This window comes from Ekhidna sp., from assembly GCF_040220215.1.
Classification (GTDB): domain Bacteria; phylum Bacteroidota; class Bacteroidia; order Cytophagales; family Cyclobacteriaceae; genus Ekhidna.
In genome coordinates, this window is record NZ_JAVJTR010000010.1 from 20,080 (window position 1) to 32,755 (window position 12,676).

General features: G+C 40.0%; 15 protein-coding genes. 5 read left to right on the forward strand and 10 right to left on the reverse strand.

Going from position 1 to position 12,676, the window contains the following annotated elements; all coding sequences use genetic code 11:
• Positions 1-7 precede the first annotated feature (7 nt).
• The 3 genes from RIC88_RS03150 to RIC88_RS03160 form a co-directional block, all read right to left on the reverse strand.
• The gene (locus RIC88_RS03150; protein ID WP_350216014.1) at positions 8-508 is read right to left on the reverse strand and encodes a dihydrofolate reductase; all 501 of its coding nucleotides are present in this window, start codon (positions 506-508) and stop codon (positions 8-10) included.
• Positions 509-718: 210 nt separating this feature from the next.
• A complete protein-coding gene (gene fmt / locus RIC88_RS03155) occupies positions 719-1,642 on the reverse strand; it encodes a methionyl-tRNA formyltransferase (protein WP_350216015.1) in 924 nt (307 codons plus the stop codon).
• 24 nt (positions 1,643-1,666) lie between these two features.
• Positions 1,667-2,833, reverse strand: coding sequence for an aspartyl protease family protein (locus RIC88_RS03160; protein ID WP_350216016.1), 1,167 nt, complete (start codon positions 2,831-2,833; stop codon positions 1,667-1,669).
• A gap of 157 nt (positions 2,834-2,990) precedes the next feature.
• Between RIC88_RS03160 and RIC88_RS03165 the strand changes: the two genes are divergently transcribed.
• Positions 2,991-3,815, forward strand: a complete 825-nt coding sequence (locus tag RIC88_RS03165; protein WP_350216017.1) for a PstS family phosphate ABC transporter substrate-binding protein — start codon at positions 2,991-2,993, stop codon at positions 3,813-3,815.
• 49 nt (positions 3,816-3,864) lie between these two features.
• Positions 3,865-4,722, forward strand: a complete 858-nt coding sequence (locus RIC88_RS03170) for an oxidoreductase (protein ID WP_350216019.1) — start codon at positions 3,865-3,867, stop codon at positions 4,720-4,722.
• Here RIC88_RS03170 and RIC88_RS03175 read toward each other — a convergent pair.
• The gene (locus RIC88_RS03175) at positions 4,719-5,624 is read right to left on the reverse strand and encodes a LysR family transcriptional regulator (protein WP_350216020.1); all 906 of its coding nucleotides are present in this window, start codon (positions 5,622-5,624) and stop codon (positions 4,719-4,721) included. The two genes, RIC88_RS03170 and RIC88_RS03175, sit on opposite strands and share 4 nt — an antisense overlap.
• Before the next feature lie 108 nt (positions 5,625-5,732).
• Here RIC88_RS03175 and RIC88_RS03180 point away from each other — a divergent pair, with 108 nt between their 5' ends.
• Together RIC88_RS03180 and RIC88_RS03185 are read left to right on the forward strand one after the other, a co-directional pair.
• Entirely contained in the window at positions 5,733-6,668 is a 936-nt protein-coding gene (locus RIC88_RS03180; RefSeq protein ID WP_350216021.1) for a DMT family transporter, read from the forward strand.
• Between the two features lies 1 nt (position 6,669).
• Complete coding sequence (locus RIC88_RS03185; RefSeq protein WP_350216022.1) at positions 6,670-7,035, forward strand: hypothetical protein; 366 nt, start codon at positions 6,670-6,672, stop codon at positions 7,033-7,035.
• 5 nt (positions 7,036-7,040) lie between these two features.
• On the opposite strand, the gene RIC88_RS03190 is transcribed toward RIC88_RS03185, so the two are convergent.
• Genes RIC88_RS03190 through RIC88_RS03210 form a run of 5 tightly spaced genes read right to left on the reverse strand, consistent with a single transcriptional unit; the run spans position 7,041 to position 10,448 of the window.
• A complete protein-coding gene (locus RIC88_RS03190) occupies positions 7,041-7,223 on the reverse strand; it encodes a hypothetical protein (protein WP_350216023.1) in 183 nt (60 codons plus the stop codon).
• 6 nt (positions 7,224-7,229) lie between these two features.
• Positions 7,230-7,913 carry a hypothetical protein gene (locus tag RIC88_RS03195; RefSeq protein WP_350216024.1) on the reverse strand — a complete coding sequence of 228 codons (684 nt, stop codon included), beginning with the start codon at positions 7,911-7,913 and terminating at the stop codon, positions 7,230-7,232.
• Between the two features lie 43 nt (positions 7,914-7,956).
• Positions 7,957-8,322, reverse strand: a complete 366-nt coding sequence (locus tag RIC88_RS03200) for a VOC family protein (protein ID WP_350216025.1) — start codon at positions 8,320-8,322, stop codon at positions 7,957-7,959.
• Between the two features lie 53 nt (positions 8,323-8,375).
• Positions 8,376-9,293, reverse strand: a complete 918-nt coding sequence (locus RIC88_RS03205) for a glutaminase (protein ID WP_350216026.1) — start codon at positions 9,291-9,293, stop codon at positions 8,376-8,378.
• A 6-nt stretch (positions 9,294-9,299) separates the two neighbouring features.
• Positions 9,300-10,448: an exo-beta-N-acetylmuramidase NamZ family protein gene (locus RIC88_RS03210; RefSeq protein ID WP_350216027.1), complete on the reverse strand. Its 1,149-nt coding sequence runs from the start codon at positions 10,446-10,448 to the stop codon at positions 9,300-9,302.
• Positions 10,449-10,507: 59 nt separating this feature from the next.
• On the opposite strand from RIC88_RS03210, the gene RIC88_RS03215 reads away from it, so the two are divergent.
• Entirely contained in the window at positions 10,508-11,725 is a 1,218-nt protein-coding gene (locus tag RIC88_RS03215; RefSeq protein ID WP_350216028.1) for an ABC transporter permease, read from the forward strand.
• 164 nt (positions 11,726-11,889) lie between these two features.
• On the opposite strand, the gene RIC88_RS03220 is transcribed toward RIC88_RS03215, so the two are convergent.
• On the reverse strand, positions 11,890-12,624 hold the full coding sequence (locus RIC88_RS03220; protein WP_350216029.1) for a polyprenol monophosphomannose synthase: 735 nt from the start codon (positions 12,622-12,624) through the stop codon (positions 11,890-11,892).
• Between the last annotated feature and the right edge of the window lie 52 nt (positions 12,625-12,676).

Below are 12,676 nucleotides of genomic sequence, written 5' to 3' on the forward strand. Positions count from 1 at the left end.
AAGTGTTTTATTTTTTTGAATAAATAACGAAATCGAATGCGTATTTGTGGCGATCATCAGCAGGATGATGCTCTCTTGATTCTTCTTTCCAGATAGATTGATCAAATTCAGGAAATGTTACCGGCCCATCAAATTCACCATTTATCTCTGTTAGATAAATGCGATCAGCAATTTCGAGTCCCATTCGATAGATTTCTCCACCTCCAATGATAAATGCTTCCGGTTCATTTTTTTGTCTCGCCGTGTCAATGGCTGCTTCCAGGGAACTCACTACCTCACCACCTTCTGCCTTATAATTTTTCTGCCGTGTTATCACAATGTTTGGCCTGTCCGGAAGAGGCTGAAATGAGGGAGGAAGCGATTCCCAGTTTTTTCTGCCCATGATCACATGATGACCTTTTGTGGTATTCTTGAAATACTTAAAATCATCAGGTAAATGCCATGGGATATCATTATCCTTCCCAATTACCCGATTGCTGCCCATCGCCGCTATCATTGATATGATCATAAATCTTTTGTGTCTCCTTTTTCCGTAATTGGATTAAAATTAACCACGACTATGTACATAGTGATAACTCTTTTCATATTCATTTCCATCAATTGGAAACATTCTGATCTCTGTAATGAAGAAGAATGATTATCGTGATTGGATTAGCTGGTCCATATTGATTGGTCCTTTAAGCTGGCCAATACAGTGGCATAGCGAAAAAAGAGTCAACTAATCATTAAAAGAATAGCCTCGCAAGAAGTCCTGAACATTCATTCGTTTTTTTCCTTCCAGTTGTAGATCCAGAACATTCAATGTTCCGTCTTTGGTATTTACTCGGATATAGTTTTTCCCATCAGAATAGAACCCTCCAATTGGTTTATTCGTCCCCTGATTTGCTTTTGTTGCTTCATAGATTTTCAAGACTTTACCATGCAGCATTGACCAAGCAGCAGGGTAGGGAGCTAGTCCTCGAATGAAATTTCGGATGGTTTCAGATGGCTGTTCCCAATCTATTTTGCAATCTTCTTTAAAAATTTTAGGGGCTGATTTAAGTTGCTGATCAGTATTCTGAGGGATTTGGGGATAGTCTTCTGCCTCAATTGCACGAACAGTTTTCACCACGAGATCAGCACCTTTTTCCATCAATCTTTGGTAGAGATCACCAACGTTATCTTCAGGTTTAATTGCTTCACGTTCCTGAAAAATGATTTCACCGGTATCAATTTCGTGCTTTAAAAAGAAGGTAGTCACTCCTGTTTCAGTTTCGCCGTTGATGATAGCCCAGTTGATAGGGGCTGCACCTCTGTACTGGGGGAGCAGTGAAGCATGAAGGTTGAAGGTTCCCATTGGTGGCATATCCCAAACTGCCGCCGGAAGCATGCGAAAAGCTACCACGATTTGCAAATCCGCGTTGTAGCCTTTAAGTGTTTCCAGAAATTCTAAAGATTTCAGATTGGTGGGTTGTAAAACAGGCAATCCGGCCTCTAAAGCGTACTCTTTAACTGCAGACATACCCAATTTTTTCCCACGACCTTTAGGTTTGTCTGGTGCTGTAATAACAGCCACTACGTTTACATTATTTTCAACAAGCTTTTTAAGGCTTGCTGCCGCAAAATCAGGTGTCCCTAGAAATACAATCCGAAGTTCGCCCATGCTGCAAAGAAACCAAACCTGAGCTTAATAGATCAAGGATCTCAACTCAATTGAAACAGTTTTTTGGGTACCTCCCTGATCAACAACTAATTCAACAGTTTCACCTTCTTGCTTGAGCATCTTTTTCACATCTGCAAGGTTTACTTCCATCATGGTTTTTCCATTGATTTTAATCAACTCATCATTTTCATTGATACCGGCCTCTGCTGCCGGGCTATCTTCGAAAACCTGGTGAATCAGTACACGCTTCTTGTCTTTAGAGAGCTGAACATCAATGCCGCTGCAATTGACTTTGAAATTGGCATCATAGGTGTGGTCTTTTTCAAGATAGAGCATCTTGGTGCCGTAATCCAATGTGAAGTTGTACATTCTCAAAATTTGTGATCCGATAATACCTGCGACTTTTTTATCAGCCTGGATGCCTGATTTTGCAGCACTTATTCCGATAGGGAGATCTTCTATTGTTTGGTTTCCGAAACTGAATGATTTTACATGACCTTCATAATGTAGCGTTTCTTCCTCAGAAAGTCCTTTTACCAAGTAAGAATAGTGTTTTCCGGTCTTGTTAATCACATCCCACTCTTCAGCGTAAGGAGAGTTGAAGTCCAGTGTGGTGCCAGCTCCTGTCATTACGAAAAAGGTCCCGTCATGGGGTTCGTCATTGTTTAATACCACCGAGCCTTCTATTACAGGTATCGATACATGCAAAGTAAATGGAATTGCATCACCACGTTTTGGAGAGTTACTGTGATCATAAATATTCATCACTTTCGTATCAAAGTTGACATATACGGAGTGATGTCTGAGAAGGTCATATCCAATTATTCCATCCAGATCCATACCTAAACTTATCTCCAGGTGATCCAGGTCTGTAGAATACACTTTTGTGTTTTTCTCCATCAAAAAGTGATTGATAGCAATAGTGTTATGTTTAATCAAATGCCAGGAGGATGAAGCCTGATTCATTTCAATTTTTTTCCCGCTTAGGTTTAGTTCTTCAGCAACATCATTATCAATCACAGTATAACCAGATCCTGTATCAAAAATGAAGTCCAGGGGCTCTGAATCGTCCACGCTCACCTGTATAATTATGTGATCCCCAAATAATTCGAATGGGATACTGGTGATTGGAGCCTGAGCAAATGAAACGAAAGCAAAAACTAGTGATAGTAAGTAAGTAAGTTTCTTCATGGTAATGGGTTATTTGAAAATGACAGGATGAAGTTAAATAGTTTCAGGCATTAGATCACAATTTGCTCAAATAAAGATAAGTTAACACACATATAATTTTGGGTTGATCTTTCTGATTTTTCTCCGTTCTACTTTCGCCTGATACAACCAGCGGGCAATGAAATATTTATTTTTATTTATCATTTTATGTTTTTCATGTGATGCGATTAAGCAAGCAAAACACTATGAACCACTCAAGCTGAAAGGAAGCGAATCTTTGCATCAGGCATTTTCGTCATTGGCTTCAGACTTTGAGCAATTGCAGGATACTTTAAAAGTACAACTAGAAGGAGGAGGCAGTAGAACTGGATTAATTGCCATCAAAGAAAAAACTGCTGACATTGGGCTGTCGTCCTTCCCTTTTAAGCTTGATTCAATCTTGGGTTATAACCATAATGTTCAGGAGAAAATAGTCGGATATGATGTTATTGTAATTATTAATCACATGGACAATCCGGTATTGAAATTATCGGATCGACAAATCTCAAACATTTACTCAGGCGTTATAACTGACTGGAGTGAAGTAGGGGGAAATCCAGGGACAATAATGCCTGTGGTTAGGGATTCTAATTCAGGAACTCAGCGATTCTTTACCGAGCATTTTAAAGTATTTGAATTAGCCCCAAGTGCTGTGGTTGCTAGGGAAAACCGTGAGATTGTAGATTCAGTTATCAGCAACCGAAATGGTATTGGATTCATTGGATACTCCTATTACACTACATTGGTTAAAAATGTTATGATCCCCTCATTAGTGAGTCGAGACTCGGTTAACTTTATTCCGCCCAATCCAGAATATATTGATAATGGCGAATATCCCTTAAAACGATCATTGCGCATTTATTTTGATAGGGAACATGATGTTCGGGTGGATGCTTTTTTAAAATACCTGAATACCACCCGGGCTAAGCAAATTCTGGAAAGCTATGGATTAATAGCAAGCTAACACGAACAATTTCAATAACCTGAATGTTGACCCTCCAAATGAAGAAATTATGAGTAAAAGAGTTTGGTTAATTACGGGATGCTCTACAGGTTTTGGTAGAGAGCTAGTGAAAATAGTTGCCGAAAAAGAGGAGATAGCGATAGGCACAGTCAGAAAAAAAGAACAGATAGCCGAATTGGAGGCAATCAGTACCGAGTCGGTAAAGGGCATTATCCTGGATGTTCAAAAGCAAGAAACTATTGATCAGGCTTCAAGTATCATCAAAAATGAATATGGTCGATTAGATGTTTTAGTGAATAACGCCGGATATGGTACGCTTGGCCCAATTGAAGAAACCTCTGAGGAGGAAATCCAAAGACAATTCGATGTGAATGTTTTTGGATGTGTGAGAATGATCAAACTAGCACTGCCTTTTATGCGGAAACAAAGAAGTGGTAATATCTTAAATATTACTTCCATAGCAGGCCTCAATGGGTTTCCGGGCGTTGGAATATATAATGGTAGCAAGTTTGCCCTGGAGGGAATAGGAGAGGCACTAGCCGCTGAAACCAAGCACATTGGCATCAAAGTCACTAATATAGAACCAGGTCCTTTTCGAACAGACTGGGCAGGCAGATCAGCTACCTACAACGAATCTTCCATTGATGAATACAATGAGACTGCCAATAAAAATATGGAGAGCATACGGGAAGTAAGCGGAAATCAAATCGGTGACCCTGTGAGAGCTGCTAAAGCGATGTATGAAGTGACAACTTTGGATGAACCTCCAGTACATTTACCATTGGGAGGCCCTGCTTACAAACGGGTTGGAATTCGTTTACAGGAGTTTAAAGAAGAGATCGACAAGTTTGAATCACTTGGCAAACCAACGGATTACACTGAAGAAGAGCTAGCCAAAATGCACTAGTTAACACAGCAGCAAAGGCCACCAATATTACACTTCAAATGATGAACGAAGTTTTCCAGATATTGCGGCCTTTTCTCGTCTTTGAGTGTAATAGCATGCCATGTACGGTGGATTCCCCTTTTTGTAACGGGAATTAGCGCTAAGCGATTATCCTGAAGATAAGGCTCTACAATCCATTTCGCCATTACATTTACACCCATTCCTGCCTTAACCAATTCTATTACAGCTTCAGTAACCTGTACTTGCATTACCTTTTTTGGCGATATGTTTTCCGGAATCAAAACCTGAGTAAAAAGAGACACTGATTCCAGCGGATAGGAGTGAATAATGACGGTTTGATCCTCAAAATCCTGTGCTTCTACATAAGCTTTTTTCGTCCATGGATGTCCTGCAGGAACTAAGGCAAAAACCTCATCTCTAAATAGCTCGTGATAGTCAATATTTTGACGATCTGAGTTTTCATAAATGATGGCTATGTCAATAGAACCATCCAAAATTTGGTCCTCAACACTTGCATTGTTACTGTGGAATATTTCCAATTCCACATTAGGAAATTCTTTATTAAAATCGGTCATCAAGGACGGTAACCAATGATAACAGGTGTAGCATTGGGTGGTTAACCTTATCGTACCACTTGTACCTGAAATGTATTTTTTTATGGACATCTCCGTTTTTTCAAGGTCCTGAAGAATCCGATCCGCAGACTCCAAAACCATCTTCCCAGCATTGGTCAAAATGAGCTGTTTATTCACCCGGTGAAATAATTGAGTACCCAGCTGATTCTCAATTTCCTTAAGCTGATGACTGAGGGCTGATTGAGACAGAAACAATGCATCCTTGGCTTTGGTGAGACTCTTAGTCTCAGCAACCTCCCGAATTAATTTAAGATGTCTGATTTCCATGGATCAATATTAGTAAAATTAATTGTTATCATAAAATCAATTCATCAAATTAATAGTTCATTGGATTCATAATCTCGTTCAATTTGGAAAATCAAAAACAAACGAATTATGAAAATCAAGAATATATACCTGCTGCTTTTATTGGCAAGTTTTTGGGGTCCTTCATTTCTTTTTATCAAAATAGCTGTAGAAGAAATTCCTCCTGTAATGCTTGCCGCACTTCGAATAGGTACTGGTGCGCTGGTATTGAATTTGATCCTGCTTTTCAGCAAATACAGATTACCTAGGGATTTTTCTCTATGGAAGAAAATATTCATTGCAGGTTTCTTCGCACAAGGTCTCCCGTTCATATTGATGAATTGGGGAGAGCAATATGTTGATAGCTCGTTAGCTTCAGTTTTAAATGGGCTTGTTCCAATCTTTACAATTCTATTAGCACACAATATGGTGGCTGATGAACGACTAAACCCTCAGAAGGTGCGTGGGGTATTGCTTGGCTTTTTGGGTTTGATCATCTTAATTCTTCCTAGCTTATTTGACGGTGTGCAAGGAAGTCTTGGTGGGATCATCGGGATAACCATAGCGGCATTAAGCTATAGTATTGGCTTTGTTTATATCCGAAAGCACCTGATCAACTTGCCAGCTTTCACTGCACCGGCAGCCCAACTGCTTTCTGTTAGTGTTTACCTGGTTCCGATTTCATTCATAGTTTATCCAAACTTTGATTTAACAGCGATAGGGAGTTCCGCTCTGATTTCAACATTGATACTTGGAGTCATCGGAACCGCTATTGCATTCGTGGTTTACTTCAAATTGATCGAGCAATCAAGCGCAGGGTACGCTTCATTAGTTACTTACATAATGCCTGTTTTTGGAGTGGTGCTGGGAGTTGCTTTTCTCGATGAACCATTAACCCCATGGATTCTTCTAGGCGCAGCATTCATTCTGCTTGGTATCAAAGTCACTAAACAAAGAAAGGCTGCCGCTAAACTTCCGAAAGTCAAGTTCAAAATTGATCCTGCCCTATACACAAAATTCCGTTGATATGAGAAGGATTTCGGTTCGGTTTTTATTATTCTATGTTTCCTTATGCCCTGCTGTTTTCGCAGAGGGGCAGAGGGGACGATTAGAGGAGCAAATCTTACTTCCTGACCTGAAGTTAAAAGTTTTTGAGAAGATGAAGGAAAGGGAAAATGATGTGGTGCAGGACTTTAGATGGTCAGAGGCAGATGGTTCTTTTCAAAAGCCTTTAGCAATCAAGCACCAGCCTACTGAGGATTTCAATATTTACTTAACCATTAGTCATTTACTCACACCGAGTATAAATACTTCAATGGAAATTTCGTTGAATAACCGGGGCATAGTGAACCTTAGACATGTAATTGCCCTGAGGAAAAAGGAAAAGGAATGAACCTGTTAGTACAGTTTTGTTTTCATCAAACGGTCAATCGTCTTTTGGTCCAGCTTCAAAGACTCAAGAATTTTTCTAGCCTTGTCTTTATTTTTTTTCAAAGCTCTCTTGAATGTTTCAAACTGACCTGTCACAATCAATCTTTCGATGATGGTCATTCCTGTGTAATTGGACTGAATGGTGCTCATGGTTATTTAAGCTTTAGTTTCATTTTGGTAACTCATTTGAAAACCGATTTTATTACCGGCCCCAAGTGATTGCGTCTTTTCTAATTTTTCCCGAACCGTAATATTTCGGATCTTGGAAAATGGCGGTACTATCAGATCGTTTTCGGCAGCCTGGGCAATGATCAATTTAATCAAAATATCCAGATCCACTTTTTCGAGTGGTTTCGAGGAAACCGACTCAAACATAAAACCAACCTGTCTATCTCCTTCAACGATGAAATGATTTTCATAGTTTATCAAAAGGCGAGTTAGTAGATAACCCGGATCATTTAATCGATTAAACTCAAACGAGTCAGCCATAAAGTTATAGACATTTATTTGACCCAGGTATTTGCGAAGTGGTTGGTCTGATACGTAATCAGTTTGATTATATTCATAATCAGCTGGTAGCGTAATGATGTTGGTATGAAGAACAAATACCAACAAGTCACCGGCAATCTGGATATGAAATTCCTGATCATTGATCGATTCGACTCGCAGCTTTATATCTTCATCACGCTCAGTTGTTTTCGCACTAAGCACGTCAATGAGTAGTGTTGCTACTTCTTGCAATTGCTTAAAAGCTTTGCACACATTACGATACGTTTTCTGTTTAACCGTCGATTTGTTCAACAGTATTTCGGCGATGTTTTCTGTTGGGTCTTGTTGCATTTATTTCGTCTTTACTACTTAAGTGTTTAAGTGTAAAATTTGTTCAGGCGCTTTGATGTAATGCCACCCTGTTTCCTTCTGAGTCTTCAAAATGAGCAACAAAACCATGCTCCCCAATACTCATCTTTTCATTGATGACTTTACCGCCAGCAGGTGCTATTTTGGGTACCACATCATTGATTTCTTTGACTGAGAAGTAAATCAGCGCTCCCTCATGTGATGGGACATACGTTTCTTGTTTGATCAACGTACCGGTTGCACCGTCCTGATCTGCTTCAAATGGGAAAAAAGACATGACCGATGTGCCCATGGCGAAATCATCGCCCATGTTGATGCCAAAAATGGAAGCGTAAAATTTCTTTGCTCGTTCCATGTCATTTACGGGAAGTTCAAACCAATTTGCTCGCATGATTATAATATTTTAAATAAGAAAAGGAAGTTACAAAAACCATATTTAAGTGCTTAAAAAATAGAAGATCCAGTAATTTCGGTCAACAACTCAAGCGCCCTCATCCCCGCCGTACTATTCCCTTTTTCATTGAGTTTAGGACTCCAGACTGCTACGCTGTACATATTTGGATAAACAGCTACGATTCCACCTCCTACGCCACTTTTGCCAGGCAAACCCACACGGAAGGAAAACTCACCAGCTTCATCATAGAATCCGCAGGTCTGCATGATCGCATTCATCCTTTTCACATGAACTTCACTCAATACTTGCTCTTCGTCTTTCAGAAGTTTTCCCTGATTGGCAAAAACCACAAACGTTTGGGCCAACTCACGGCATGACATGCTTAAGGAGCAGGTATCAAAATAAAAGTTCAGCACCTCTTCTGGATCATTTTGAATATTTCCATAACCCTTCATTAGGTTGATCATAGCCCGGTTGCTGTAACCGCCGGCCTTTTCAGAAGCTGCTACTTTTTTATTGTAATTGATCGTAGAGTTGCCGGCCATCCGCCTCACAAAATCCAGATACTCTTTCTGTGGATCTTTCAGATGAGTCATTAAAATATCGCAGATCACAAGTGCACCGGAATTGATTAGTGGATTTCTGGGGATGCCATGTTCATATTCAAGCTGTACCAGCGAGTTAAAAGGATCACCGGATGGCTCTACATCCACTCGTTCCCAGATTTTTTCATCATCTTCTTTCAGGAGTGCCAGGGCCAGGGACATCACTTTAGAAATACTTTGAATTGAGAATCGCTCTTCCGAATCTCCAAAGTGAAATTCTTCACCGATCACGCTAGTCAGATGCATCCCTAATTTATCCGGTTTCACTTTGGCTAGTTCAGGGATGTAGGTCGCCACCGCACCATCCAGCTTTTCACCAACTAGTTTATCCTCAATTACGTTTAGTATACCTTGATAATCCATTCAATCTTATTTGTAAAGCAGGTACTTTTTTCGTTTTTCTTTAAATGCTGAGAGCTCCGGTTCCCACGAAGCTCTAATCTCTTCTTCGCTTTGTCCTTCTTCTATTTGTTTTTGGAGTGAATTAGTTCCGGCTAAACGGTTAAAATAATTATTAAAAAAATCATCACGATTCATTTTTCGATAGGCGTCAATCAATGGCTGCAGTGAAAAAGAGTAAGTTGGCTCTTCGCCAATCCAGGAACGACCATAGCATTTTTGATCTTCATAGGGCGGCCATTTTGCTCCTTCACGAGAAATGGGTGTGAAAGAATAGGTTGTATCCGGATATTCCGGATGGCCAATTTGCTGAAAAGCATAATCTGTTCCTCGCCCAACAGACATAATTGTGCCTTCGAACAAGCAAAGGGTGGGGTATAAGGAAATACTTAAATCATCGGGCAGATTGGGGGAGGGTTTTACGGGAAGAGAGTAAGGCATTTGGTGATCCCAGTTTTTCATAGCTATCACAGTCAAATCGCAAATGACTCCATTTTTTAGCCAACCTTCGCCATTGATCATTTTTACCAGCTCGCCAATAGTCAGGCCATGAACAATTGGGATTGGGTGCATTCCTACAAAAGACCGAAGTGCCGTATCTAACACCGGACCATCTACATAGCTTCCATTAGGATTTGGACGATCCAATATGATGAGAGGAATGGCATTCTCTGCACAAGCCTCCATGACATAATGCATGGTGCTGATATACGTATAAAATCGGGTGCCAACATCCTGAATATCAAAGACCATCATTTCAAGTCCTTCCAACTGATCAATAGTTGGTTTTTTGTTTTCTCCATAGAGAGAGATTAACTCAAATGAAGCTTCTGTGCTATCATACTCAACTTTTGCACCATCACTTACCGTACCTGTAAAGCCATGCTCCGGAGTAAACACTTTAACGACATTTACGCCGAGATTGATTAGCGTATCAGTCAAATGTGTGAATCCGACTATTGAGCTGTGATTGACTGTTAAGCCAACCTTTTTATTTTGAAGTAGTGGGAGGTACTTATTAATCTGATTGGCTCCAGGGATAATTCTCTTTGCGGTGTTCTCGCTATTGTTTGAACACCCGAAAAAGAGTAAAATGATAATGGAAATGTATCTCAGCATATAAATCGCCAAGTTAACTTGTTCTTACAGGATTGAAAACCCTATTTTGCAGAGCGACAATGAATCTCCCGTTTTTTATATCCAGGCGTATTTCCAAGGAAGCCTCCGGCTCTTTTTCCAGCATCATCAACCGCATCGCGGTGGTAAGCATTGGGTTAGGTCTTGCTGTTTTGATATTGGCATTTATGGTCTTGTTTGGATTCAAACAGGAGATCAAGGACAAGATTTACAGCTTTAGCGGACATCTTATAATAAGCAAATACACATTATCTACTTCGTTTGAAGAATCTTCAATCACAATAGATGACTCACTGATCCAACTATTAAAAAATTACCCTCTAACGGAGCGCATTCAACCTTACGCCATGAAAGCTGCGCTGCTTAAGACGGACGAAGAGGTTCAAGGGGTTATCATAAAGGGAGTGGATGAATCCTTCGATACACTTGGATTTAGCAAGCACATGATCAATGGCAGGTTTCCGGACTTGTCTTCAAATGATTATTCCACCGAAGCAGCATTGAGTAAGCGGGTATCCAACTACCTGAAACTCGATATAGGAGATGAAGTGCTCATTTACTTTGTTCAGAACCCTCCAAGATTCAGAAGGCTTCAGGTCACCGGAATCTATGAAACGGGACTGGAGGAATTTGATGAAAAGATCATTTTGGGAGACCTTGACCTGATTAGGAGAATTAATAATTGGCCGGATTCACTCGCTGGCGGGATCGAGGTTTTTGTATCAGATACCGATAAGTTGGAGCAGGCTGAATACGACCTTTATAATACTTTGGCTATTGATCTTTATGTCGATAAAGTGACGGATCGGTACATTCAGATATTTGATTGGTTAAATTTATTGAATAGGAATGTTGTGATTCTTTTGACCATTATCCTATTTGTATCAGGAACCAGTATTATTTCGATTCTTCTGATTTTGATTATGGAGCGGACGCAAATGATCGGTGTTATGAAAGCCATTGGTGCGCCCAATCGAATGATTCAACGGGTCTTCATATTCAATGGACTGCAGTTGATTGTAAGAGGGTTGTTTTGGGGTAATGTAATTGGACTTGGATTGGGATTGATCCAGGACTATTTCAAATTAATCCCTCTCGATGCAGCAAACTATTATATGAGTCATGTACCCATCCAAATAGATATACCAACCATTCTAGGCTTGAATGTACTGGTACTTACATTGATTGGATTAGCACTGCTGATACCTGTGGCAATCATTTCGAGAGTGAAACCTGTAAGAGCAATCAGGTTTGATTAAAATGAGTCGGCGATAGTACCCATAGGTTTAAGATGTAAATATTTGCAATATGATGTAATCCTCCCTTGAGGGAGGTTAGGAGGGTGTTTTCGACATTACTTTGAAACACCCCTGCTGTCCACTCAAGGGGACATTGTCCTCCATAGCTTAATTTGAATAAAAGCTTAGTACACCGGCTCGTACTTTTTAAACAGGCTTTTGATCTTCATTTGAAGCACACCTATCACCGCTTCTTTAAATATGCCTTTCGACATTTTTGAAGTTCCTTTCGTTCTATCTGTGAAAATGATAGGCACTTCTACAATTTTAAATCCATGTTTCCATGCATTGAATTTCATTTCTATCTGAAATGCATAGCCGATAAAATGAATATGATCCAGGTCCAGCTTTTCAAAAACACTGCGGCTATAACATTTAAATCCAGCGGTACTGTCCCGGAAAGGCATTCCCGTTATAATGCGAACATAGAAGCTGGCAAAGTAGCTCATCAACACTCTTCCCATTGGCCAGTTGACGACATTTACGCCAGTAACATATCTACTACCAATGGCAACATCAGCACCATCTACACAGGCACTGTGAAGCCTGATCAAATCATTTGGATCGTGCGAGAAGTCAGCATCCATCTCACAGATATAATCATATCCTTTTTCCAATGCCCACTTAAATCCCGCGATATAAGCCGTTCCAAGTCCAAGTTTGCCTTTCCGTTCGATAAGGTACACCCGCTCGGGTGTTTTTTTCATCTCATCTTTTACGATATCAGCCGTTCCATCAGGTGAGCCATCATCCACCACCAAAATGTCAAACATGGGAGAAAGCACCCTGGTTACATTGATGATATCACGAATATTTTCGCACTCATTGAAGGTTGGTATGACGACTAAGTTTTTGGACATTAATATTTACCTAAAGAAAGTCTTAATCAAAATTACTTGTTATTATTTAAGA